The sequence below is a fragment of the Acetobacterium wieringae genome (assembly GCF_001766835.1).
In the GTDB taxonomy this organism is placed as follows: domain Bacteria; phylum Bacillota; class Clostridia; order Eubacteriales; family Eubacteriaceae; genus Acetobacterium; species Acetobacterium wieringae.
In genome coordinates this window covers 72,171-96,662 of sequence record NZ_LKEU01000029.1, presented here as the reverse complement: position 1 = coordinate 96,662, position 24,492 = coordinate 72,171, and the positions used below count along the sequence as shown (strand labels likewise).

The following is a 24,492-nucleotide window of genomic DNA, read 5'->3' as shown; positions in this document are numbered from 1 at the left end:
ATGATTTACTGTAGTCCGTACTAAAGATCAGACACCTAAAACGAAAGCGTCAGGGAGCTACCTCCTTGACGCTAAACGCTTTGTTATTTGTTTTATTTCATATGTTCGTTGTTAACTTTTAACCGCCGCACTTTTACTGGCCTGAAATTCTTTAATTTTGCTCCAGAGGGCACTGGCGATAAAGATAGATGAATAGGTTCCACTGACAATCCCAACCATTAACGGCAGAGCAAAATCCTGAACTGCTGGCACCCCAAAGGCGTATAAAGCTCCGATTGCCAACAAGGTGGTAAAAGAAGTATTGATACTGCGTCGCAAGGTTTGGGTGACACTGGTATCGACTAAATTGGCATAATCGTATTTCCCAAATTTAGGACGATTTTCACGAATGCGGTCAAAAACAACGATGGTATCATTGATGGAATATCCCAATATCGTCAGCATTGCCGCAATCAGTGGTGAATTCACTTGAATCTGGAAGATCGAATAGACCCCTAAAACAATGATCAGATCGTGCACTAAGGCGATGACTGCGGCTAAGCCAAACATAAACTCAAAGCGGAATGTAATGTACACCAACATCAGTAATACTGCGACAACTGCCGCAATCATGGCACTGTTAGCCATTTCTGCACCAATTGAGGGACTGACCGTGTCAATCGACAACAAATCCGTATCTTCTAAATTATATTTTTCCTGAAATTTTGAAAATAGCGTCTGTCGTTCCTCAGTGGATAAATCTTTTTTGGTAGAAATAATCACCTGCGTCTTCGCTTCCCCGGCATAGGTCACATCAGCACTGGAATCATACTCTTCAATCAACGCTTTGGCATCACTGGTTTCAAAAGGTGTGTTTAACTCAATGGTAACAATGGTTCCACCAATAAAGTCAATACCAAAATTGAGTCCATTGATGAACAACGAACCAACACTGATAGTAATTAAAATCAACGAGATGGCAAACCATATTTTGCTTTTTTCGGCTACTTGAATGTTCTTTTTCATTATGGTCTCCTCTCTATATTCCGTAGAACGAATTGCTTTTAAACAATTCAGTTTTAACCAGTAAAATGACCAACTGTTTGGTAATTACAACTGCCGTAAACATACTCACAAGAATACCTAAAATCAATGTCACGGCAAATCCCTGGACGCTTCCACTTCCTAAAAAGAAGAGTACAAAGCCAGCAATCAAGGTAGTCACATTGGAATCAAGGATTGTTGAAAAAGCTCTTGAAAAACCATTATCGATTGCTGTAAGTAGTGATTTTCCCAGCCGAGCTTCTTCTTTGATACGCTCAAAAATAATAACATTGGCATCTACCGCCATCCCAATGGTGAGAATCAATCCGGCAATACCCGGCAGTGTCAGAGTAACGTTAAGGGCTGTTAAGATTATCATAAATATAATGATAAAGATAATCAGCGCCAAATCAGCAATAATTCCCAGCCCGCGGTAGAAAATCAGCATAAAAACGAGCACCAGCGCAATCCCAATCATACCGGCATAGATACTTTTATCCAGGGAATTCTGACCAAGTGTCGGGCCAACCGTTCGCACTTCGATTGGCACCAGTTTGACAGGCAATGCCCCGCCGCGAATAAGGGAAGCAAGATTGCCAGCTTCTTCGATGTCGCCAATTCCTTCAATGACGGCCTCACCGTTAGTGATTGCGACGTTGACAGTAGGTGATGAAATAATTTCGTCATCGAGTTTAATCTGAATTGCCTGACCAATATATTTTTGGGTTGCATCAGCAAAAAGCTTGGTGCCTTCTTCGCTGAATTTTAAGGTAACAACCGCTTTTTCCAATCCGGAGCTGTCTGTCTGCATAACCCCTTTGGAATCCACGACGTCTTTACCCGTCAAAATAACGGTTCCGTCAGGCCCCACAAATTCCAGCTGAGCTGTTTTACCAATCAGATCCAGGGCTTCTTCCTGATCGCTTACCGAGGGAATGGAAACCCGGATGCGATTATCGCCCTGTTTTGTAATTGTCGGTTCCGAAACGCCTAACGTATCAATTCGCTGCCGGATGGTCAGCATGGCCGATTCAATTTTTTCTGCAGTAACCGCCTCATCATCCGTTGCCTGGGCTTCCAGCACGACATTGACCCCACCGGTTAAATCCAATCCGTAGTTGATGTTTTGACTGACATTACCAATGTCATAAACACCTACTGATACCCCATTAAAGAGTACATATCCTACCAATCCAATAAACAGCGCAATCAGGATCAATAGCATTCCGCTTTTCGCCTGACTATTTGTTTTTTGTTTACTCATGTACTTTCCTCCTTGTTGATTTTATTTATAATTGCATAATCGATGCCACTGACTTGATGCGGTTTAAAACCTCATCTTTACCCAGAACATCCATAATTAATGTAAGATCCGGACCATGCATTTCACCGGTAATCATGATCCGACTTGGCATAAAGAGCATTTTGCCCTTGATTTTTTCTTCTTTTTGAATTTCTTTTAGAATGACTTTTCCCCGGGCCGCATCTAAAACGTCCGTCGTTTCGATTTTTTTTATCAGTGCCTCGTAAAGCCGTTTAGAAGACTCTTCGTGCAATAATGTCAATGCTTCCTCGTCTTCAATGACATAATCATTTTTAAATAACATCTCTAATTCCTGGGGCGCCTGGGCAAAATACTCAATTCGATCTCTTAAAATCTCGGCTATTTTAGCCAACCAATCCTGTTTTTGGGGGACATCTTCCTGATTTATCAACCCGGCCGCAACCAAAAATGGTGTCAAATGATCTACCAATTCGTCCAGTGGCAATTCTTTGATATAATGGGCATTCATCCAGTTTAGCTTAGCCCGATCAAAAACTGCTCCCGATTTGTTAATTCGAGATAGGTCAAAGGCCTGGATCAATTCTTCCATTGAAAATATTTCCTGCTCATTCTCCGGGCTCCAACCCAGAAGCGCCAGGAAATTTACAAGTGCCTGTGGTAAATAACCTTTTGCCAAAAAATCACCAACTGAAACATCACCCTGACGCTTACTGAGCTTTTTGCGGTCATCATTCAGGATATTTGGTAAATGGACAAACTTTGGCGCTTCCCAACCCAGACATTCATACAGGTAGACGTGTTTGGGCGTGGATGGTAGCCACTCTTCCCCGCGAATGACATGGGTAATTGCCATCAGATGATCATCGACGACAACCGCCATGTGGTAAGTTGGAAAGCCATCAGCCTTTAATAAAACCTGATCATCCAAATCATTGGTATTCATCTCGATGACACCCCGCACCAGATCATCAAAAACAATCACATGATTTTCCGGTAATTTCAAGCGGATGGTATAAGGCAGCCCCGCCTCAAGATTTGCAGCGATCTCAGCCTGCGACAATTCTCGACACTTTCCGTCATACTTAGGCGTTTCGCCTTTTTCCTTCTGACTAGTTCTAACCTCTTCCAGTCGTTCTTTGGTGCAGAAACAATAATAGGCCTGTCCCTGATTAAGTAACAACTCAATATGTTTTTTATAAATGTCGAGACGTTGGGATTGAATATACGGGCCATGCTGGCCTTTTTCAATCACACGATCATTTTCTTTTATTAAGCCTTCATCCGGAATCACGCCGGTCATATTCAGTGCATCCAGCAGGTTATCCACTGCCCCCTGTTCAAGCCGGGTTTGATCTGTATCCTCAAGACGGAGCAAAAACATTCCGTCCATTTTCTTAGCATATAAGTAATTATACAGTGCTGTCCGCAAACTTCCAACATGGACATTGCCAGTTGGACTCGGTGCAAAGCGATCTCGTACCATTTTCCCTCCATGTTTAATTAAAATAAATGTAAAAAGTTCTCTAACTTAATTATTATAGCATTTTATTATCGACTAATCATATATTTTTTTATTTTTTTTGATGAGTCGGGCATTTCTGATTAAACTTTTTTTTCCTCGCCAGCCACTGGCAGTTTTCTCAAAACGAATTTTGAATTCCTTTTTTGTCAGGGCCAATATTTCGTCCAGTGGTGGAGACGCAGTTTCTGCGTCAATCCAAAAGGCTTCTTCCTGCGTTTCTTCAAGATCCTGATTATAGGGACAGGCTCTCTGACAGAGATCACAGCCATAAAGATATGTCGATAGCCGCATTTCTTCATCAGCGGAAAGGGATTTTTTTTGAGTTAGATATGAAATGCATTTTGTTGGTTCAAGGCTGAACCCTTCGCCCAGAGCCTGATGGGGACATGCATCAAGACAGCGCCGACAGGTTCCACAACTATTTTCTGGCAGTAGTGGCGGTTCAAAAGCAATGACGCTGTCAATCAATATTTGTCCGATAAAGAAAAAAGAACCCAATTGATGATTGATCAGACAGTTGTTTTTGCCATAAAAGCCCAACCCGGCACGGTATGCAGATCCCCGATCAACCAGTGGACTATTGTCAACAAATAGTCGATACTGTATTTGTGCTCCTCCTGTCTGCCGTTGGATGTCATTCATGCGCTCCATTAATTGCGTCATTCGTCGCTTCAGTACCCGATGATAATCTTCACCCCAAGAAACCGATGCGAGCTGAACCCGATATTTCTCATCTGCCACTTCTTCAAATGCCTGATAGTTATTGATACCAATAACTATCCCCGTTTTTGCATCAGGATAGGCTTTTAAATAATTAATTCGATCCTCTGGTTCGCCACCCTCAAAGCCTGTGGAAAACCCTTCTTGATGGCGCCTGATCAGATAAGGCAGACACTCCTTAAGTGGTTCCACCGAAAAAAAACCAATCAGATCAATACCTGCTTGTTCTGCCAGCACTCGAATTATTTTTTCAGTCATTCCAACCTCATAAAATCGCCTCAGAACTGTTTTAACAGAACTGGAAAAGCTTCCTGTTGAAAGAAGGTTAAGCCGTAACAAGATCGAAGCTTGTCTTTAAGCCTAAGTCTTCCAAAAGGAAGCTAAAATTGATTATAATACGTTATGAATACATTCCCATACTTCGTCTTTTCCCAATTTCGTTTCTGCCGAAAATAGGATGAGCTCATCAGATTTCTTCAGATTCAGTGATTTTGCAATACGATTTACTGCCTTTTTTTGATTCGTTTTTGACAGCTTGTCGGCTTTGGTGCCAATTATTACAGGTTTTAAATCATAATAGATCAGCCATTCATACATTAATAAATCATCTTCTGAGGGTTCATGTCGAGAGTCAATAAGTTGAAAAATCAGTACCGCATTTTCACGATTCCGAAGATATTTTTCAACCATCTTCCCCCATTTTTCACGTTCCGTTTTGGACGCTTTAGCATAGCCATAACCAGGCATATCGACAAAATAGAACACGTCATTTATTCGATAAAAATTCATCGTCTGGGTTTTTCCCGGCTGGGAACTGGTTCGTGCTAAGCTTCGCCGTTCGATTAAGGTGTTGACAAACGTTGATTTGCCAACATTCGAACGCCCCAACAGCACTATTTCCGGTAGATTATCATCAGGATACTGTGCTTCTGCTACAGCACTGATGACAATTTCCGCTTTTGTTACTTTCATTATTTTCTCCATTTTCTGAAAGTTCGGTCTATTTATTGAAGATCTTTAAAAACAATTTTTGTGACCTCACTCATTTTTGAAACAGACTGAATATGTAAAGCCTCCAAAACAACGTTTGGTACATCTTCCAGGTCTTTTTCGTTTTCTTTTGGCAAGATAATTTCTTTAATACCGGCACGATGGGCTGCCGTCAGCTTTTCACGCAATCCGCCAATTGGCAGAACCCGGCCACTGAGGGTTATTTCACCGGTCATTGCCAGATTTTGTGGCACTGGTATATTGGTTAACGATGAAATCAGCGCCGTTGTGACTGCGATCCCAGCTGATGGGCCATCTTTCGGTACAGCACCCTCAGGTACATGGAGATGGATGTCTTTTTTTGAGTAAAAATCAGATTCGATTTCTAACACCTTCGCCTGGGAGCGAATATAACTAATACCCGCTTTGACTGATTCTTTCATCACATCACCAAGCTGTCCGGTGATTTCAATTTTTCCGGTACCATCCACCACGATCACTTCTATTTGCAGGGTATCACCACCAACCGGTGTCCAGGCTAATCCATTGACCAAGCCCACTTCTTTTTTATCACCTACGGTATCAAACGAATAGCGATGTTTTCCTAAGAATTTTTCCAGATTCTTCTGCGTGATGCTGATGCTTTTTTTCTTGTGTTCCACAATTTCTTTTGCAGCGACACGACAAATCTGAGCAATTTTTCGCTCAAGTTCGCGAACGCCTGACTCTCTGGTGTAATATTCAATGGTATTCTTTATTACTGCTTCACTGAATTTACAGGTGGATTTTTTTAATCCGTGAATTTCCAATTGTTTGGGAATCAGATAGCGTTGGGCGATTTCCACCTTTTCACTTTCGACGTAACCATTCACCTCAATAATTTCCATTCGATCCAGCAACGGTCTTGGAATGGTTGATAAAGAATTGGCGGTTGTTAAAAACAACACTTGCGACAGGTCAAACGGTAGTTCGAGATAGTGGTCAGTAAAGGTGTTATTCTGCTCCGGATCCAACACCTCCAGTAATGCAGAGGCGGGATCGCCATTGAAATCTTGTCCCAGTTTATCAATCTCATCCAGTAAGAATAGCGGATTTCTGGTTCCACATTTTTTCATATTGTATAAGATTCGTCCTGGAATGGCACCAACGTAGGTTCGACGATGACCTCTTATCTCGGCTTCGTCTCGCATCCCCCCCAATGACATACGGACATACTTACGATTTAAGGCTCGAGCAATGGATTTGGCAATCGACGTTTTTCCGACTCCAGGAGGTCCCACCAGACAAATAATTGGTGATTTGAGACTCTTTGAAAGCTGCAGCACCGATATATATTCAAGAATTCGTTCTTTAACCTTTTTTAATGCATAATGATCTTCATCCAGAATTTTTCGGGCAATTGAAACATCAACCGTTTCTTCGGTTAGCGTATTCCAGGGAAGATCCAGTATCCATTCCACATAAGTTTGAATTAAACCTGCCTCTGATGAGCCTTGAGGAACTTTGTTCAAACGATTCAGTTCTCCCAAAACCTTGTCTTTTACCTCGTCAGGTACTTCCAGTGCCGCCAGTCGTTCCCGATACGTTTCCAACTCATTTTGAACGTCACCTTCACCTAATTCATTTTGGATCACTTTTATCTGCTCCCGCAAATAGTATTCCCGTTGATGCTTATACATTTCACTACGAACTTTTTCGTCGATGTTGTGCTCGATTTTAATCATTTCAACTTCTTCAACCAAAATCTCGTAGGTAAGTACCAAACGCTTATTCACATCGGTTTCTTGAATCAGCCGTTGACTGTCTTCCAGATCCAGGAACAAATTGGCACCGATAATGTCAATAAGCTGATCCGGATCATCTAATGAATCCATGGCCAGAATAAGATCCGTCGCCACCTTTCTGGTAACATTCATATAATTGGCAAACGATTCGCGAATCATACGGATGAGTGTCCGATTCTCTTTTGTATCATAATAAACGGAACGGACCGGTTTGGTTGTAACCAGAAAATAGGGATTTAAACTTTCAAATTCAACGATTTCTCGTCTTTCCTGGACTTCAACCAGAACCCGAACAAGATTGTCCGGCATCTTTAATAATTGTTTAACTTTTACTCTGCAACCAATATTATAAAAGTCATCTGGATTAATATCCTCTTTAATAACCTCTTTTTGTGTGACCAAAAAAGCCATTTGGTCTCGCTCCATCGCAGCTTCCAATGCTTTAACAGATTTCTCGCGACCCACATCAAAATGAACCACCATACCAGGAAAAACACTCATCCCACGAAGCGGTATCAATGGTAAGGTTTCTTTTTCCTGAACAAATAATTCCGGTTCAGTCATTCCCAAATGGTCAGTCTTTTCTTCTGGAATTTCCTTTTTTTCAATACTCAAATTAATCAACTCCTTACCTCTATTATTATGAAAAGCACCTTTTATGTAATTACCTGTATTGATTTATACCCAAGTTTTTTAAAAAAAGCCGTGCAAAATTTCAAATACACGGTATAAAATACCAAAGAGTAGTTGGTCTTTTGAACGGCTATTTAATAAAATCTACGATACTACATCATTCTTTTTGCTTTTTTCGTTGTTTTTCTGTCCAAGAATCATAATCGGTTCAACTTGTTTTTCAACAACCTCTTTGGTTATGATCACTTTCTCAATATTCTCATTCGAAGGAACTTCAAACATAATATCAAGCATTATATTCTCAATGATTCCTCGGAGACCTCTGGCACCAGTTTTTGTATCCATGGCTTTTTTAGCAATTGCCACGAGTGCATCCTGCTGAAATTCCAATTCGACCCCTTCAATCCGAAACATTTTTATGTATTGTTTCACTAACGCATTTCGTGGCTCCGTCAAAATTTGTATCAGGGCGCTCTCATCTAAGTGTTCTAACGATGCAATCACAGGAATTCGACCAATAAACTCCGGAATCAGACCATACTTCAGCAGATCTTGCGGCTGAACTGAACTCAGATCATCATCCTCAATTTTTTCTTTGGAACTGCGAATGTCTGCACCAAAACCCATTGAACTTTTTTCCATTCGCTGCTCAATTACTTTATCCATGCCGTCAAAAGCACCACCACAAATAAATAATATATTGTTTGTGTTAATTTGAATAAAATCCTGATGCGGATGTTTACGTCCACCCTGTGGCGGGACATTTGCAATTGTACCTTCAAGAATTTTTAATAACGCCTGTTGTACACCTTCACCGCTGACATCTCTGGTGATTGAAGGGTTGTCACCTTTTCTGGCGATTTTATCAATCTCATCGATATAAATAATGCCCTTTTCGGCTTTGGCTACATCAAAATTAGCCGCTTGAAGTAGTTTTAACAGAATATTTTCCACATCTTCGCCGACATAACCGGCCTCCGTTAATGAAGTTGCATCGGCAATCGCAAATGGTACATTTAAAACTCGGGCTAATGTTTGCGCTAAAAGCGTTTTTCCTGACCCCGTTGGACCAATTAATAGAATATTACTTTTTTGCAATTCAACTTCGGCATCATTTTCATCCATCGCAGTAATCCGTTTGTAATGATTGTAAACGGCCACAGCCAGGGCTCGCTTGGCACGGTTTTGAGCGATGACATATTCACTTAATTTGAGTTTGATTTCTTTTGGTTTGGGGACATCATCAAACGCAATATCCTCAGGCATGCTTTCCACATCCATTATTTCTTCACAGAGCTCGATACATTCATTGCAAATATAAACGCCTGGCCCAGCCACCATTCGTTTTACCTGAGATTGGCTTTTACCACAAAAGGAACATCGGGCATTTTCGATGCTATCTTCATTTCTTGCCATTTCTAAGCCTCCTATCTCGACACAATGATCTCATCAATCAATCCGTAGGCCTTCGCTTCGTCAGGATCCATAAAATTATCGCGATCAGTATCTTTAGCAATAGTTTCCAGGGGTTGCCCGGTTCGCTCGCTAAGTATTAAATTTAATTTTTCTCGTGTCTTTATCAAACGTTTTGCATAAATTTCCACATCGGTGCTTTGCCCCTGAGCGCCACCTAGCGGCTGATGAATCATTATTTCACTGTTTGGAAGAGAAAAGCGTTTTCCCTTTGCTCCGGCAGCCAATAAAAATGCCCCCATCGATGCAGCAAGTCCTACACAGATAGTAGACACGTCACAACGTATGTAATTCATTGTGTCGTAGATGGCCAAACCTGCTGTCACTGCCCCACCCGGACTATTAATATAAATCTGAATATCTTTTTCCGCATTATCGGATTCTAAAAAAATCAGTTGTCCGACAATCAAAGAAGCCAGGCTTTCATTTATTTCCCCATTTAAAAAAATGATTCTTTCTTTTAATAATCGCGAAAATAGGTCGTATGATCGTTCTCCCCGGCCAGTCTGTTCGACAACCATCGGAACCAGGTTATTGCTAATTAACGATTGTGTTGTTTTACTTGTTAGCATGAATACACTTTCCTGCTTTCTTATTATTACTCTGAAATTTTTGTAGTCGCTGCATCTACCAGCATTTCCACTGTCTTTCGTCTAATAATATTTGCCTTGATATAGTCTAACATTCTTTCCTGAAGACCTTTTTTATATTCTTCAAAATCATGTCCATAGGCATCTGCAAATACTTTAATCTCTTCATCCACTTCTTCTTCAGTTGCTTCCAAAGCTTCCATTTCACCGATTTTTGAAAGAATCAGCTCCGTTTTGATATTTCTTTCTGCATCCTCTTTCAGATTATTTCTGAAATCTTCACGATTAACATTCGTATATTTAAAGTAGTCATCCAATGAAATACCCTGCTGTTTCATTTGGCTTTCAAAGTTTTGCAGGTTATTGTCAACCTCTTCCTCAATCATTAAATAAGGTACATCAATTTCAGCGTTTTCCACTGCAAAATTAACAGCTGTAATTTCAGCCGCTTTTCTCAGTTCAGCAGTTTTAGCATCTTTTAACCGTGCTGCGACATCAGCTTTCAGTTCGTCTAAAGTATCAAACTCACTGGTATCTTTCGCAAAATCATCATCTAATTCCGGCAATTCTTTTTCTTTAATCCCCTTAACCGCAACTTTGAACACTACGGCTTGTCCCTTAAGGTTTTCGGCATGGTATTCATCTGGGAAGGTAACGTTGACAGTTGCTTCTTCACCGATCTTAGCACCAATTAATTGTTCTTCAAAGCCAGGAATAAAGGTTCCGCTCCCAATTACTAAATCATAATCAGTATCTTTACCGCCAATAAATGGCTCATCGTTTAAAAAGCCTTCGTAATCAATGGTAACCGTCGCACCATCTTTAACTTCACCAGCTTCTAATGTAACCAGTCGGGCATTCTGGTCCTGCATTTTTGCCAGCTCAGCCACAATCTCCTCATCTGTAATCTCGGCTTCCAGAGAATCTACTTCCGCCCCTTTGTAGTCACCCAATTTAATTTCTGGTTTCACCCCAACCTTAACGATAAAGGTCGCGCCTTCTTCTTCGCTGATTTTTTCGATGTTTTCCAGATCAGGTCGAGTTACTGGTTTGATTTCTGTTTCTTCCAATGCACTGGTATAAGCAGGCGCAAAGGCAAAATCGATGGCGTCTTCCATAAATACATTTTTTCCATAGTAGGATTCGATTACCTGTTTAGGTACTTTTCCTTTTCTGAAGCCTGGAACCGAAAAACGTTTTTTATTTTTATCATAGGACTTTTTAACAGCCTTTGAATATTCCTCCGGACTTATTTCAATTTTTAGGGTTGCAATATTTTTTTCAATACTTTCTACTGTAGCACTCATGTTATCCTCCGTATCTTTCACTATAAATTATATTCACATTCAATTTTAACAGTATATCATAGGTATATTTTCATATCAAGGATGAAAATCAAGGTGTTTAAGAAATATTCCAGGTGTATGACATCAAATTTAACAGAGATGTCCCCTCCATTAAAAAACTGCCTCTAGCGAGACAGTTTTTTAATCAACCACCTAAATAAGCTTGTTGAACTTCCGGATTCACCAGAAGATCTCTGGCATTACCAGAAAGTTTAATGTATCCAGTTTCCAGCACATAAGCTCGATTGGCAATGTGCAAAGCCTTGTTCGCATTTTGCTCAACCAATAAAACCGTTGTTCCAGCATCATTTACAGTTTGGATCATGTTAAAAATCTCGTCGACCAGAAGTGGTGCCAGACCCATTGATGGTTCATCGAGCAAAATCAGTTTTGGTCGTGTCATTAAGGCTCGTCCCATTGCTAACATTTGTTGTTCACCACCGCTTAAGGTTCCGGCAATTTGTTTAATCCGTTCTTTAAGTCGGGGAAAATTCAAAAATATTTTTTCCATGTCCTCTTGGATCTGATCCTTATCATTTCTGATATAGGCTCCCATTTGGAGGTTTTCATAAACGGTCATTTCGGCAAAAATACGTCGCCCTTCTGGAACATGGGCTATTCCCATTACCGGAATTTGATGGGCTGGCACCTTATTAAGGTTTTCGCCTTCAAAAGACACCATCCCTTCACTGGGTTTTAATAGTCCTGAAATCGTTTGGAGAATAGTCGTTTTCCCAGCACCGTTGGCACCGATAAGGGTAACAATCTCACCCTCATTGACCTCAAAGCTAATACCCTTGATCGCATGAATTTTTCCATAATGTACATTTAAATCTTTTACTTTCAGCATTTACGGCCTCCTAATCTCCTAAATAAGCACGAATAACATCAGGGTTGTTCTTAATTTCATCCGGAGTGCCTTCAGCAATAGTTTTTCCGTAATCTACCACGATAATCCGCTCACAAATCCCCATAACCAGTTTCATATCATGTTCAATGAGCAAAACAGTAATGTCAAATTTGTTCCTGATGAAGTGAATGGTTTCCATGAGCTCAGCCGTTTCATTCGGGTTCATTCCCGCCGCTGGCTCGTCCAACATCAGTACTTTTGGATCTGAAGCCAGCGCTCTGGCAATTTCCAGTTTACGTTGCTGCCCATAGGGAAGGTTTTTAGCCAGGGTATCAGCATACTCGCCCATATCAAAAATATCCAGAAGTTTCATGCATTCTTCGTGAGCTTTTTTTTCTTCTGTCCAGAATTTTTTTGTTCTGAACATCCCCTGAACCATGTTATAGTCGATAAAATTGTGATAGGCTATTTTTACATTTTCCACCGCAGTCAAATCTTTAAACAATCGAATATTTTGAAAGGTTCGACTGGCACCCAGTTTGACGATTTCGTGAGGAGTTTTTTTAATGATGCTTTGATCATTAAGCATAATCTCACCCATTGTTGGAACATAAACGCCGGTTAGCATATTGAAAATTGTCGTTTTGCCTGCGCCGTTGGGTCCAATTAAACCAACCAGCTCGTTAGCACTCAATTCAAGATTAAACTGATCAACTGCAGTTAAACCACCAAATTGCATCGTAATATTTTTTGCTGATAAAACGGTCATGATGCTTCACCTCCGCCGATGGAATTCTTGACGTTTTTTCGTTGAATCAGTGATTCAATAAAAGCTATCAGCGAAAATTCGGATCTTCCGAAAATTCCCTGCGGTCTGAAAATCATCATGATAATCAACACAAGAGAGTAAACCAATAGTCGGTATTCGGAAAAACTACGAAGCATTTCCGGCAACACTGTCAAAACGATGGCCGAAATGATTGAGCCGGTTAAGCTTCCCAATCCACCTAAAACTACAATAACAAACATTTCAATCGAAAACATAAAGCCAAACTTGCTCGGCTCCAGAAATGATTGATAGTGGGCATATAATGAACCGCCAACACCAGCAAAAAAAGCCGCCAGCGAAAATGCCAATACCTTGTATCGGGTGGTCGGTATCCCCGCAGCCTCCGAAGCGATCTCATCTTCTCTGATGGAAATAATGGCCCGCCCCTGCTTTGATCTGCCTAATGTAAAAATCAGAAATGCAACAATTATCGTAATCCAATAGACATTGTTGAAATTCACCAGCCGGGTAATTCCTTTTAATCCAGCGGCTCCACCAGTCGGTCCAAAATTAATAAAAAAGATTCGGATAATTTCCGAAAACCCGATGGTTACGATCCCCAAATAGTCCCCACGGAGTCGCAGCGTTGGTGTCCCGATGAGAAATCCAAAAATTCCAGCAACAATCCCGCCAACAATCATCGCCAGAACAAGCGTGACAATTGGCGGCAATGACAATCCTCCGTCAATCAATGCCATCGAAAAACTGGCAGATGAGTAAGCGCCAATGGCCATAAACCCGGCATGACCCAAGGCCATTTCACCTAAAAATCCGGCTACAATATTTAAACTCATCGCCATGATAATCATTATACAAGTCATAATGGCAATTCCCACAAAATAATTGTTCATGGTCTTCGTCTGAATCAGCACGAAAAATACAAGGTAAAGGGCAACGATAGCAATTGCATTAATTAAATATGCTTTTTTCTTATTGTGATCCATTGTTTATACCTTCTCTCTCGTATTTTTTCCCAAGATGCCTGTTGGTTTGAAAAGCAGTACCACAATTAGAATCGCAAATACAATGGCATCAGCCCAAGTTGTTGAAAGATACGCTTTTGTCATTGTTTCAACCATACCAATGATAAACCCGCCGAGCATCGCTCCAGGGATAATTCCGATCCCCCCTAATACCGCAGCAATGAATGCTTTTAAGCCAGGCATAACGCCCATTGTTGGGTATACCTGAATATACGCGACACTGTAGAGAACCCCGCCTAAAGCACCAAGTGCTGAGCCCACCGCAAAGGTAAGCGAAATCGTTCGATTAACATTAATCCCCATCAGAATCGCAGCATCCTTGTCTTCTGATACGGCACGCATGGCACGACCCTGTTTTGTTTTTCGAATAAATAGATCCAATAGAACCATAAAAAACAGTGACAAACCTATAGTAATCAGAGTGGTTGAACTGATTTCGATTTCACCTATTTTATAAATGGTCTCCGGAAATATTTTTGGCATAACCTTGGGATCTGGCTTAAAAATAATCAACGCCAGATTTTGCAAAAACAAACTCACCCCAATAGCAGTAATCAGCGCAGACAGTCGGGGGGCATTTCTCAAGGGACGATAGGCGATAAATTCGATGGCAACTCCAATGATAGCCATAATGACCATCGATGATAAGAGCACCGCCCAAACCGGAAGGTGAAAGCTGGTGGCAGCAATAAATGCAAAATATGCGCCGAACATCATGATTTCACCATGGGCAAAGTTGATTAGTTTAATAATGCCATATACCATGGTATAACCGATTGCGATGAGCGCATAGATACTCCCTACATTGAGCCCGTTGATCAGCTGTTGCAGAAATAAATTCACGATGTATCCTCCTTTATAGAATAACATAAAATGGATATAGAAGAGATGGTCTCTCCTATATCCCTTGTACTGCTTGTAATATTGTCGTTTATGAAATACTATTTGTTAACAACGGTTGAGTCATATTTTAACTGACCGCCATCGATCTTAATAATAGTTACTTCTTTATCCTTTGGATTTCCCTCTTCATCAAACTTCAAAGTTCCAGTAACGCCAGGATGATCCGTCGCATTTAAAGCTGTGATAATATCTGCAGACTCAGTAGAACCAGCTGCAGTAATTGCTTCGACCATGGCATATACAGCATCATAACCTAAAGCTGCAAAAGAGTTTGGCACTTTATCATACTCGGCTTTATAGGCAGTGATAAAGTTCTGAACGGTTTCAGATGGTGAATCGGCAGCATAGTGATTGGTGAAGTAATTTCCCTGAGCGGCGTCAGCGTATTCTTCTTGAACGCCATCCCAACCATCAGCTCCAACAAATTTTGCGGTAATACCCATTTCTTTGGCTTTTTGAAGAATTGGTCCAACTGTTTGAACATAGTCTGGAACAAATACGACATCCGGATTCATTTCTTTGATTTTTGTCAACTGAGCACTGAAATCTTTATCAGCCGTACCGTAAGATTCGCTACCGGCAATTGTGCCACCTTTAGCTGTAAATGCCGCTTTGAAGGCTTCTGATACACCTTCTGAGTAGGGATTACCCGTTCCGATTAACAATGCCGCAGTTTTTGCACCTAAAGTAGTAGCCGCAAAGTTAGCAGCAGCTTGACCCTGATAGTCATCCAGGAAGCATGCTCGAAATACATTTGGAGCATCTTGAGTTACTTCCACAGCTGTTGCTGTTGGTGACAGTACTGGCATATTATCTGAAACCATGATGTCTTTCATTGCTAAGGTTTCCCCACTTAAGGTTCCGCCGATCACTGCAACAACACCATCCTGGTCTCTTAATCGATTATAAGCATTGATTGCTTCAGTTTGATCTGCTTTTGAATCATAAGCAACCAATTCGATGTTTTTTCCATCAATACCGCCAGCAGCATTAATTTCAGCGACGGCTAATTGCGCACCTTCTTCTGCTGAGCTTCCATAAATAGCAGCATCGCCAGTCATTGGTCCGATAAAACCAAGTTTGACAACATCAGAACTTCCGCCAGATGTTGAACATCCTGCGAATGCAAAAATAGAAGCGGTGAACATAACAACAAGTAAAACACTAACAACTCTTTTCTTCATTTCTTTTCCTCCTTTTTCTTTTCAATGATTATTTATAGTGCTTATCATAAACCATTCTTAAGAAAAACACAAGAATTAATTGCTTTGAGACGATGCTTCTTTAATATTTTGACGTCCAAAATCACAGATGCTGCTTAGCTCACACCCGCTACAATTGGGATTTCTTGCTGTACAACATTTTCGTCCATGCCAGATAAGCCAATGGTGAGCCTGGGACCATTTGTCTTTTGGAATATTTTTCATCAATTCTTTTTCAACTTCCAAAACGGTCTTTCCCTGAGCCAGACCGATTCGACGTGAAACTCGAAAAACATGGGTATCAACTGCAATTGCCGGGATATCAAAGGCATTACTCATTACCACATTGGCAGTTTTGCGTCCAACCCCAGGAAGTGTAATCAGTTCATCCAGTTGCTCTGGTACCTTGCCACAATACTCTGTCAATAACCGATGACAGGTCAAAATAATATTTTTGGCTTTTGTTTTAGCCAGTCCACAGGTTTTTATTTTTTCAAGTAGCCCTACTTCCCCCAATGACAAAATCGATTCTGGTGTATTATAATTCTTAAACAAATCCCCGGTAACGATATTTACTCTCACATCGGTGCATTGTGCTGATAGGATGGTGGCGATCAACAATTCAAAAGGGCTACTAAAATCTAAGCCACATTGTTCCTGACCGTAAAGGCACTCCAATGTGGCTAAGACTTGTTCAATATTCTTCTTGATCACACATTTTCATTGAGAATCAGTGCCATAAACACCAAATCCTCATCCCCAGTATTGACAACGCTGTGGCTACCCTGATCCGGAGTGACCATCACATCTCCGGGTCCTATCTGTAACTGAATGCCATTATCAACGACCATCCCTTTTCCTTGTAAAAAATAGAATATTTCCTGCTCACCTGTATGCTGATGTTCTCCAATGGAGTCTCCCGGTTTTACTGTGATCTGGGCAAATAGTCGGCAGTTTTTCCCTAGAATTTCGCTATCAGTGATGTGGGTAATCTCAACGTTCCCGTGACCACCCCGCATATTCTGTTTTATTTCTTGTGTTTTTGATTCATTTTGTATGATCATCTTTATCCTCCATTAGGTTGTCGGTGTTGTTGGATCCGTTGGTGTCGTTGGATCCGTTGGCTCTGTTGGCGTGGTCGGATCGGTTGGCTCCGTTGGCGTAGTAGGATCTGTTGGCTTGGTTGGCTCCGTTGGTGTTGTTGGCTCCGTCGGCGTGGTCGGGGTTGTTGGAGTTGTCGGGGTTGTCGGTGTGGTCGGGGTTGTTGGCGTGGTTGGCTCCGTTGTTTCTTCTTTATTCGTTGTACTTGTTCCCGAATCAATCGAAGAGGCTCCGGAACTTTCACCCTCGTTAGAGGTTCTTTCAATTTCAGTAGTTGTCAACAAGTCTTGATCGATAACCATACTCAAGTAATTTCCATAAATCCCTGCCGCTCGGGAACTCCCCCCATAAAGCACATCGTTTTCCGGCGTCCCCAGCCAGACTGAAGTGGTTAGATTCCCGGTAATCCCGGTAAACCATAAATCTTTGTTATCATGGGTTGTCCCCGTCTTTCCGGCAGTGGTATAAATCTGGGCCGCCGCAGAACCAGTTCCGTAATCAACAACCCCTTCCAGGATATTCATCATATTTGTTGCCGTAGTATCCGACATAACTTTTCGTGTCGTTGTACTGGAGGAATCTTTTGTATATAGAACCTCGCCATTTACCTGCTCTAGTTTTGTGACATAATAAGGTTGGTTATAGACACCAGCGTTATTAAAAACATTAAATGCGGCCGCCATTTCCAGAGGTTTGATTCCGTAGGTCATCCCACCAAGTGCCGTCGCCAAGTTATAATCGTCATCCTCAAAAGTCGAAATACCCATTGTCTGCATAAACGCTACTGCTTCTTCTGGTCCAACTTTATCGAATACTTTAACAGCCGGGATGTTGTAAGAGTTGACTAATGCCGTCTTAACAGTTACCGTCCCATGATAGCTACCATCATAGTTTTTAGGGGCATATCCACCAAAGTCAGTATAAGTATCCGAGATAGTTGTACTGGGGGTAATTAATCCCTTATCCATGGCTGCTGCGTAATAAAGCGGTTTAATGTTCGATCCTGGCTGTCTTGGGGTGTTAGCCATATCGATTTGGGTGTTCCCACCATAGTATGCTTTAACCGCCCCATCCAGATCGACAGTGACGATGGCTCCCGTTTCGTTGGGCAAATCTCCATCTAACGCACTTGTCAAGCTTTCGATTGCATCTCCTTGCATCGCCGTATTAATGGTTGTGTAAATACGGTAACCGCCATTGGCAATATTTTCTTTGATATAATCAATTGCCTGGTCTTCAGTGATACCACGCTCCTGCATGACTGCAGATGCTTTTAATTGCGCATACTCGTTGAGTGCCCGTCCAACATACGCTTCATAATTGTCAACGATCTGATCATCATTACTAATGGTCGCCGGATCGCGGATGACCAGTTCTTGCGCATATGCAGCGTCCGCTTCTTCTTGCGTAATATATTTTTCTTTTACCATTCGCGTCAGTACTTCCAGTTGACGTTTTTTTGCGGCTTCAAAATCAGTATTCGGTGCATAGGCACTCGGTGCTTGAGGCAAACCTGCCAGCATTGCGGCTTCGGCCAGATTAACCTGAGAAACCGGTTTGTTGAAATAAGTTTGTGCTGCTTCTTCAATCCCATATGCTCCTGAACCAAAATAATACTCATTGAAGTACATTTCCAGAATTTGTTCTTTTGTATACTTCTCTTCTAATTGGAGTGCTATAGAAATTTCTTTTAGCTTACGCACCAGCGACTGATTAAAATTCTGTTCCGTTGCAATATCAGGTAAGAACAGAACTCTGGCAAGCTGCTGGGTGATAGTGCTGGCACCTTCACCAATCCCATTACTGGCAATATTTGAAAAAAACGCTCGAACAATCCCCAGCAAATCAATTCCAAAATGATCGTAAAAACGCGAATCCTCCACGGATATTAATGCCTGTTGCAATTGCACCGGAATCTGATCAATCGTTACATTGGTTCTGTTCTTTGTGTACAATTCAGCGATTAGAGCATTATCCGCCGAATAAATCTCCGTTTTATCCTTAGCCTGATACTGATAATCTGAAATATCCATGCGATTTGCAGCATAGATTGAATACATAACACCGACTCCCAGAATCCCCAGGACTAAAAGAACAATCAGTACCTTTACTCCAATATGTTTTTTCTTTTTTCGTCTTTTTATCCCCTTTTTTTGCTTTTCGCTCATTCCATCACCTTTTCTATATTTTATCTATTAGACGCTTTCGAAGGTCTATTAATTCATTGTTATACTCAGCTAGAACATACAGCTGCTTTTTTTGGGGTAATGATAACTCCAAACTTCGAGCATGTAAAGCCTGATGAGACATTCCAAAACAATCATCTTCCTGCTTATCACTGTGATACAAGGGATCTCCAATAATGGGATTCCCCAAATATTTTAAATGAACCCTAATTTGGTGGGTTCGTCCAGTTTCCAGCACCAGCTCCACCAGCGAAGCATCCCTGTACTCTTCCAGTACCCGATACTGGGTAACCGATGGCTTTCCGGACTCCATTACAATCCTATGAATACTGTCTTCATAGGGCTGGCCGATCGGAGCATCAATAATTCCGACTTCATTAGGGAGCCTACCATGAACAAATGCATGATAAACCTTTTTTACCTTACCAGAATTCATTTCTTTTTGTACATAGTGATGCACATATTTATTCTTGGCTATTGCAACAATACCGGTGGTATCTCGATCCAATCGATTGATAAAGCGAATCTTCGCTGCAGTCCCCTGTTCCTGCCAGTAATAGCTAATGAAATTTGCCAGTGTATCCAATTGATGGCTCTTTGTGGGATGCGTCACACAAAGTGGCGGTTTATTGACTACTAAAAGCTCATCATCTTCATAAACAACATTAAGTTTGCCCGCTACCGGTTCCCCATCAATATCTTCCCGGGGCATCTTAATTTCGATGATATCTCCTGGTTTGATTTGCTGTCCCAGAAAACACTCTTTGTGATTCAAGCTGATCTTTCCAATCCGTTTGATTTCTCTGATTAATCGGCTAGAATAACAATAACGACTGATCAGCTCTTCTCTGACCAACTTTTCATGACTGTCTGATATTTGATAAGTATAGATGAGACTTATAATTCTACCCCCGAATCTGACCTGATATAAAAACTATTTGTTTCAATCAGTTTTCTGATTTGTTTATAAATGATGCATTATGTAATTTAGCATGAAACGACTCAGCAATAAAAACATGCATACTATTATACCTTAATTTGACCAAAGTCGTTAACTTTTTTTATTTTTTAATAGTTATATCCACATTTGATTTTTCGTTCACCATATGACAGATTATTTCGACAATACCACCATTTTAACAGAAAGCAAAACCATTTTATACATCTTTCCTAAAATTCTCATTAAAAATTTGCACAAACACGGAATTGTCATAAATTCTTCATAAAAAAAGACTCTCCATTTTTCAATGAAGAGTCCTGTAAAATTATAGACTATTTGGCTTTATTGGGTCGCATTTCAATGGCATTTTTCTTGCACTTCTTAAAACAGATACCGCAGCCAATACATTTTTCATGATCAATAACATATGGTGGCTTTTTGATTTCACCAGAAATTGCTTCAACTGGGCAGTTCTTTGCGCAAGCGCCACAACCGATACAATTTGCATCAATGATATATGCTGTCTTCTTACCGGTTTCAACGTCACCAGAAATAGTGTGCATTGGACATTTAACGACACATTCATAACATTGAACACACTTATCATAATCAATTTTGGCAATATTGTTTTCAACGGTGATTGCATCAAATTTACATGCTTTCACACAGGCTCCGCAGGCAATACAAGCAGTTGTACAAACCAGTTTTGCTGTCTTTCCTTTATCTTTGTTATTACATTTTACAATAACATCCTGAGTCGCCGGAACCAGATTCATAATCGCTTTGGGGCAGGCATCCACGCACTTGCCACAGGAAGTACATTTATCCGGGTCAATTTTCGGCAACCCGTCTTCTCCCATAACAATGGCATTAAAAGGACATACTGATTTACAGGTTCCCAAGCCCATACATCCATATCGACAACCTTTCGCACCACCGGAAGCAATCATGGCTTCCCGACAATCCATTTCACCATAGTACTCGGCCCGATTTGGAGCCGTTTCACAGGTTCCCTGACAAATAACAGTGGCAACCTTTTTAACCGCACTGCCAGCTTCCATACCCATAATTTCCGCAATCGCAGCGGCACAATCAGCACCGCCAACTGGACAGGCATCAATTCCCGCTGTTCCTTCGACAATATTGGATGCCAAGGCATCACAGCCCGGTAAACCACAACCACCACAGTTAGCGCCAGGAAGAGCTGCACGCACTAATGGCACACGAGGATCTTCGTATACTTCAAATACCTTAGCTGCAATAGCAAGGCCAATTCCAAATACTAAACCAAACACACCGAGGATAACGACTGGAATTAAAATCTCATTCAACATTTCCGTATCCTCCTAACCTAACTTCATTCCGGAGAATCCCAGAAATGCGATGGCCATCAGACCTGCCGTTAACAACGCAATGGGAAATCCTTCGAGCGCTTTGGGCACAGCTGATGTTTCAAGTCGCTCACGAATACCAGCAAACAGCACAATAGCAAGCGTGAAACCAAGCGCTGCACCAACGCCGTTGAAAATGGTTTCGATAAAATTGTATTCGTTTTGAATATTAATTAATGCTACCCCGAGAACCGCACAGTTTGTGGTAATCAATGGCAGATAGACACCCAATGCCTGATAAAGTGAAGGGCTGGATTTTTTGATAATCATTTCGACTAACTGAACCAACGCAGCAATGATTAATATAAATGCAATTGTCTGCAGGTAGCCAAGATTTAGCGGATCAAGAATCGAATACTGAACCACATAGGTAATGGCAGAAGCCAGCGCCATAACAAAGGTTACCGCAACTCCCATCCCCACAGCGGTTTCAACTTGCTTTGAAACCCCTAAAAACGGACAAATACCTAAAAATCGTGACAGTACAAAGTTATTGACAAAAATCGCACTGATCATTATAAAAATTAAAGTCATCGATATCTCCCCCTATGCCTTTTTCGTTTTCCAGTTAATGAGGCCAATCAAAAGACCAAGGGTTAAAAATGCCCCAGGAGGCAGAATCATTAACAACACTGGTTCATAGGCTGCACCAAATAAAGAAAATCCGAAGATGCTGCCAGCTCCTAAAATTTCACGAATTGATCCTAAAACTGTTAAGGCTAATGTAAAACCTAATCCCATACCAACAGCATCAGCAAAAGAATCAGCAATACCATTTGAAAAAGCAAATGCTTCTGCCCGAGCCAGGATAATACAGTTAACAACAATTAAAGGGATAAAAATACCCAATGCCGCGTCAAGTGCTGGCACATAGGCCTTCATCAACATCCCGACAATTGTAACAAAAGAGGCTATAACAACGACAAAGGCCGGAATTCTGATATTATCCGGTATAACTTTTCGCAATGCCGAGATCGCCACATTCGAACCAATCAATACCAACATGGTTGCCAGGCCCATCCCCATACCGTTGATGGCTGATGTGGTAACCGCAAGGGTTGGACACATCCCCAATACAAGTACAAAGGTGGGATTTTCTCGGATGATTCCTCGAGTCAGATTTTTCATAAAATTCATCTTGCCTTCCCTCCTATTCTGATAAAGTCTGGTAAACTTGAATCGATGTATTTACGCCTTCAGTTACGGCTTTCGAAGTAATGGTGGAACCAGTAATGGCCTGTATCTCATTACTACCTTCTTTAGCAGTACCTTTTACTACCACCAGTTCTTCTTCTGCTGATTTTCCGGTAAACTGATCATTCCATTCTCCGGTTGCCAAGGCACCTAAACCCGGGGTTTCGTTATGCTTGATAATCGTAATACCAGTGATGACTCCGTCAGACGAAATACCCGTTAATACCTGAACTTCTCCAGAATATCCGCTAGTTGGTCCGGTCTTTACGGTATATCCCACTGTTTCGCCATTATTTGTTCCAATATAGACTTCCATCAGTTCTTCCGGTTTTTCCATACCAATTTCTGAAGCAATTTTTGCCACATCTTCTTCAGGAACTTGTTCAAACTCAGTGGCATCTGGCAGTACTTCCTGCCGTGCTTCCGTGTTTGCATCAATATTCATCTGTTCGATGGTAGGAGCTGTTACATAATTGGTTAATGCCAAGGCGCAGGCGGCTACAGCAGAAATAACCAACAAAATAAGACCGAGTTTGAAAACGACTTTCCAGTCGATTTGCACTTTTTCTTTTGCTTCCATTATGCCTTTGCCTCCTTTTTGATCTTAGTCACACCATAGATTCGCTCTTTGGTGAAGCGTTCAATTAGAGGTGTCGCAACATTCATCAGTAAGATCGAGTACGAACATCCTTCCGGATATCCACCGTAGATACGAATGATCATGGTAATCAAACCACAACCGACTGCATAGATGATTTGACCTTTTGGAGTAACTGGAGACGAAGCATAATCAGTCGCCATAAAGAAGGCCCCTAAAACGACACCACCTGAGACAATATGAACAATTGGATCTTGTCCCACTAACAAAGCAAAAATGCCGATGGTTAATAAATAGATAACTGGGATTCTCCAGCTGATAATTCCTTTAATAATCAGGTATACCCCACCGATTAATAAAGCCAGGGCAGAAATTTCTCCGATACAACCATAAACACCATTTAATCCTGTGAAAAGATCCAGTGTTGACGGCATACTTGCCAGATCACCAGCTTTTAATAATGCCAGCGGGGTCGCTGTGGTAACCGTGTCCGTAACCGGAATATAAGCGGTACTGGTCATATGTCCTGGCCAGGATGCCAACAGAAAGGCTCGTGCGGCCAGGGCTGGATTGATAAAATTCTGTCCTAACCCACCAAAACATTGTTTTACAATGGCAATAGCAAAAACAGAGCCCACAACAGCAATCCACCAGGGTGCATTAATCGGTAAGTTGAATGCTAAAAGCACACCTGTTACAACGGCACTCCAGTCATTGACTGTGATCGGTTTTTTTAGCAGTTTTTGAATGACTGCTTCTGTAACAACTGACGAGATAATACAAATAGCTACGAGTGCCAATGCCCATACCCCAAAAACATATCCTGCGACAGCCAATGCAGGTAACAAAGCAATAATAACATTTTGCATAATGTTGGCTGTGGTATGTTTTGCCCGGATATGAGGAGATGATGACACTGTAAGATTTAATTCATTCATCAATATTCCTC

The 24,492-nt window shown here is 41.3% G+C and carries 23 protein-coding genes; all 23 read right to left on the bottom strand.

The window, feature by feature from the left end:
- Positions 1–111: 111 nt before the first annotated feature.
- The gene (gene secF / locus ACWI_RS09450) at positions 112–1,005 is read right to left on the bottom strand and encodes a protein translocase subunit SecF (protein ID WP_070371190.1); all 894 of its coding nucleotides are present in this window, start codon (positions 1,003–1,005) and stop codon (positions 112–114) included.
- A 13-nt stretch (positions 1,006–1,018) separates the two neighbouring features.
- Positions 1,019–2,287 carry a protein translocase subunit SecD gene (gene secD, locus ACWI_RS09445; protein WP_084633610.1) on the bottom strand — a complete coding sequence of 423 codons (1,269 nt, stop codon included), beginning with the start codon at positions 2,285–2,287 and terminating at the stop codon, positions 1,019–1,021.
- A 25-nt stretch (positions 2,288–2,312) separates the two neighbouring features.
- Positions 2,313–3,791, bottom strand: coding sequence for a glutamate--tRNA ligase (gene gltX / locus ACWI_RS09440; RefSeq protein ID WP_070371189.1), 1,479 nt, complete (start codon positions 3,789–3,791; stop codon positions 2,313–2,315).
- 72 nt (positions 3,792–3,863) lie between these two features.
- On the bottom strand, positions 3,864–4,808 hold the full coding sequence (queG, locus tag ACWI_RS09435; protein ID WP_070371188.1) for a tRNA epoxyqueuosine(34) reductase QueG: 945 nt from the start codon (positions 4,806–4,808) through the stop codon (positions 3,864–3,866).
- 132 nt (positions 4,809–4,940) lie between these two features.
- The gene (gene yihA / locus ACWI_RS09430) at positions 4,941–5,522 is read right to left on the bottom strand and encodes a ribosome biogenesis GTP-binding protein YihA/YsxC (protein WP_070371187.1); all 582 of its coding nucleotides are present in this window, start codon (positions 5,520–5,522) and stop codon (positions 4,941–4,943) included.
- 32 nt (positions 5,523–5,554) lie between these two features.
- On the bottom strand, positions 5,555–7,939 hold the full coding sequence (gene lon, locus ACWI_RS09425; protein ID WP_084633609.1) for an endopeptidase La: 2,385 nt from the start codon (positions 7,937–7,939) through the stop codon (positions 5,555–5,557).
- 162 nt (positions 7,940–8,101) lie between these two features.
- Entirely contained in the window at positions 8,102–9,373 is a 1,272-nt protein-coding gene (gene clpX / locus ACWI_RS09420) for an ATP-dependent Clp protease ATP-binding subunit ClpX (RefSeq protein WP_070371186.1), read from the bottom strand.
- 11 nt (positions 9,374–9,384) lie between these two features.
- A complete protein-coding gene (gene clpP / locus ACWI_RS09415; RefSeq protein WP_070371185.1) occupies positions 9,385–10,002 on the bottom strand; it encodes an ATP-dependent Clp endopeptidase proteolytic subunit ClpP in 618 nt (205 codons plus the stop codon).
- Between the two features lie 26 nt (positions 10,003–10,028).
- Positions 10,029–11,327, bottom strand: coding sequence for a trigger factor (gene tig / locus ACWI_RS09410; protein ID WP_070371184.1), 1,299 nt, complete (start codon positions 11,325–11,327; stop codon positions 10,029–10,031).
- Between the two features lie 184 nt (positions 11,328–11,511).
- Entirely contained in the window at positions 11,512–12,216 is a 705-nt protein-coding gene (locus ACWI_RS09405; RefSeq protein WP_070371183.1) for an ABC transporter ATP-binding protein, read from the bottom strand.
- A 10-nt stretch (positions 12,217–12,226) separates the two neighbouring features.
- Positions 12,227–12,985, bottom strand: a complete 759-nt coding sequence (locus ACWI_RS09400; RefSeq protein ID WP_070371182.1) for an ABC transporter ATP-binding protein — start codon at positions 12,983–12,985, stop codon at positions 12,227–12,229.
- Complete coding sequence (locus ACWI_RS09395; protein WP_070371181.1) at positions 12,982–13,989, bottom strand: branched-chain amino acid ABC transporter permease; 1,008 nt, start codon at positions 13,987–13,989, stop codon at positions 12,982–12,984. Before ACWI_RS09395 ends, ACWI_RS09400 begins: the two co-directional genes overlap by 4 nt.
- 3 nt (positions 13,990–13,992) lie before the next feature.
- Positions 13,993–14,898: a branched-chain amino acid ABC transporter permease gene (locus ACWI_RS09390; RefSeq protein WP_070371180.1), complete on the bottom strand. Its 906-nt coding sequence runs from the start codon at positions 14,896–14,898 to the stop codon at positions 13,993–13,995.
- A gap of 71 nt (positions 14,899–14,969) precedes the next feature.
- The gene (locus ACWI_RS09385) at positions 14,970–16,115 is read right to left on the bottom strand and encodes an ABC transporter substrate-binding protein (protein ID WP_070371179.1); all 1,146 of its coding nucleotides are present in this window, start codon (positions 16,113–16,115) and stop codon (positions 14,970–14,972) included.
- Between the two features lie 75 nt (positions 16,116–16,190).
- Positions 16,191–16,847: an endonuclease III gene (gene nth, locus ACWI_RS09380; protein ID WP_070371178.1), complete on the bottom strand. Its 657-nt coding sequence runs from the start codon at positions 16,845–16,847 to the stop codon at positions 16,191–16,193.
- Positions 16,844–17,197, bottom strand: a complete 354-nt coding sequence (locus tag ACWI_RS09375) for a cupin domain-containing protein (protein ID WP_070371177.1) — start codon at positions 17,195–17,197, stop codon at positions 16,844–16,846. Before ACWI_RS09375 ends, nth begins: the two co-directional genes overlap by 4 nt.
- A 12-nt stretch (positions 17,198–17,209) precedes the next feature.
- A complete protein-coding gene (locus tag ACWI_RS09370; protein ID WP_070371176.1) occupies positions 17,210–19,402 on the bottom strand; it encodes a transglycosylase domain-containing protein in 2,193 nt (730 codons plus the stop codon).
- Between the two features lie 13 nt (positions 19,403–19,415).
- The gene (locus tag ACWI_RS09365) at positions 19,416–20,276 is read right to left on the bottom strand and encodes an RluA family pseudouridine synthase (RefSeq protein ID WP_243134714.1); all 861 of its coding nucleotides are present in this window, start codon (positions 20,274–20,276) and stop codon (positions 19,416–19,418) included.
- 416 nt (positions 20,277–20,692) lie between these two features.
- Entirely contained in the window at positions 20,693–21,694 is a 1,002-nt protein-coding gene (locus ACWI_RS09360; protein WP_070371174.1) for an RnfABCDGE type electron transport complex subunit B, read from the bottom strand.
- A 12-nt stretch (positions 21,695–21,706) separates the two neighbouring features.
- Entirely contained in the window at positions 21,707–22,285 is a 579-nt protein-coding gene (rsxA, locus tag ACWI_RS09355; protein ID WP_070371173.1) for an electron transport complex subunit RsxA, read from the bottom strand.
- A gap of 12 nt (positions 22,286–22,297) precedes the next feature.
- Positions 22,298–22,888 carry an RnfABCDGE type electron transport complex subunit E gene (locus ACWI_RS09350; protein WP_070371172.1) on the bottom strand — a complete coding sequence of 197 codons (591 nt, stop codon included), beginning with the start codon at positions 22,886–22,888 and terminating at the stop codon, positions 22,298–22,300.
- A gap of 13 nt (positions 22,889–22,901) precedes the next feature.
- The gene (locus ACWI_RS09345; RefSeq protein WP_070371171.1) at positions 22,902–23,525 is read right to left on the bottom strand and encodes an RnfABCDGE type electron transport complex subunit G; all 624 of its coding nucleotides are present in this window, start codon (positions 23,523–23,525) and stop codon (positions 22,902–22,904) included.
- Positions 23,525–24,481, bottom strand: a complete 957-nt coding sequence (locus ACWI_RS09340; RefSeq protein ID WP_070371170.1) for an RnfABCDGE type electron transport complex subunit D — start codon at positions 24,479–24,481, stop codon at positions 23,525–23,527. The genes ACWI_RS09345 and ACWI_RS09340 overlap by 1 nt, the downstream gene beginning before the upstream one ends.
- Positions 24,482–24,492: the final 11 nt, after the last annotated feature.

Bases quoted from the DNA above. Each gene is read 5' to 3' on its own strand.
- secF (WP_070371190.1), bottom strand. From the start codon at position 1,005: ATGAAAAAGAACATTCAAGTAGCCGAAAAAAGCAAAATATGGTTTGCC.
- secD (WP_084633610.1), bottom strand. From the start codon at position 2,287: ATGAGTAAACAAAAAACAAATAGTCAGGCGAAAAGCGGAATGCTATTG.
- gltX (WP_070371189.1), bottom strand. From the start codon at position 3,791: ATGGTACGAGATCGCTTTGCACCGAGTCCAACTGGCAATGTCCATGTT.
- queG (WP_070371188.1), bottom strand. From the start codon at position 4,808: ATGACTGAAAAAATAATTCGAGTGCTGGCAGAACAAGCAGGTATTGAT.
- yihA (WP_070371187.1), bottom strand. From the start codon at position 5,522: ATGAAAGTAACAAAAGCGGAAATTGTCATCAGTGCTGTAGCAGAAGCA.
- clpX (WP_070371186.1), bottom strand. From the start codon at position 9,373: ATGGCAAGAAATGAAGATAGCATCGAAAATGCCCGATGTTCCTTTTGT.
- clpP (WP_070371185.1), bottom strand. From the start codon at position 10,002: ATGCTAACAAGTAAAACAACACAATCGTTAATTAGCAATAACCTGGTT.
- tig (WP_070371184.1), bottom strand. From the start codon at position 11,327: ATGAGTGCTACAGTAGAAAGTATTGAAAAAAATATTGCAACCCTAAAA.
- ACWI_RS09405 (WP_070371183.1), bottom strand. From the start codon at position 12,216: ATGCTGAAAGTAAAAGATTTAAATGTACATTATGGAAAAATTCATGCG.
- ACWI_RS09400 (WP_070371182.1), bottom strand. From the start codon at position 12,985: ATGACCGTTTTATCAGCAAAAAATATTACGATGCAATTTGGTGGTTTA.
- ACWI_RS09395 (WP_070371181.1), bottom strand. From the start codon at position 13,989: ATGGATCACAATAAGAAAAAAGCATATTTAATTAATGCAATTGCTATC.
- ACWI_RS09390 (WP_070371180.1), bottom strand. From the start codon at position 14,898: ATGTTATTCTATAAAGGAGGATACATCGTGAATTTATTTCTGCAACAG.
- ACWI_RS09385 (WP_070371179.1), bottom strand. From the start codon at position 16,115: ATGAAGAAAAGAGTTGTTAGTGTTTTACTTGTTGTTATGTTCACCGCT.
- ACWI_RS09375 (WP_070371177.1), bottom strand. From the start codon at position 17,197: ATGATCATACAAAATGAATCAAAAACACAAGAAATAAAACAGAATATG.
- ACWI_RS09370 (WP_070371176.1), bottom strand. From the start codon at position 19,402: ATGAGCGAAAAGCAAAAAAAGGGGATAAAAAGACGAAAAAAGAAAAAA.
- ACWI_RS09360 (WP_070371174.1), bottom strand. From the start codon at position 21,694: ATGTTGAATGAGATTTTAATTCCAGTCGTTATCCTCGGTGTGTTTGGT.
- rsxA (WP_070371173.1), bottom strand. From the start codon at position 22,285: ATGACTTTAATTTTTATAATGATCAGTGCGATTTTTGTCAATAACTTT.
- ACWI_RS09350 (WP_070371172.1), bottom strand. From the start codon at position 22,888: ATGAATTTTATGAAAAATCTGACTCGAGGAATCATCCGAGAAAATCCC.
- ACWI_RS09345 (WP_070371171.1), bottom strand. From the start codon at position 23,525: ATGGAAGCAAAAGAAAAAGTGCAAATCGACTGGAAAGTCGTTTTCAAA.
- ACWI_RS09340 (WP_070371170.1), bottom strand. From the start codon at position 24,481: ATGAATGAATTAAATCTTACAGTGTCATCATCTCCTCATATCCGGGCA.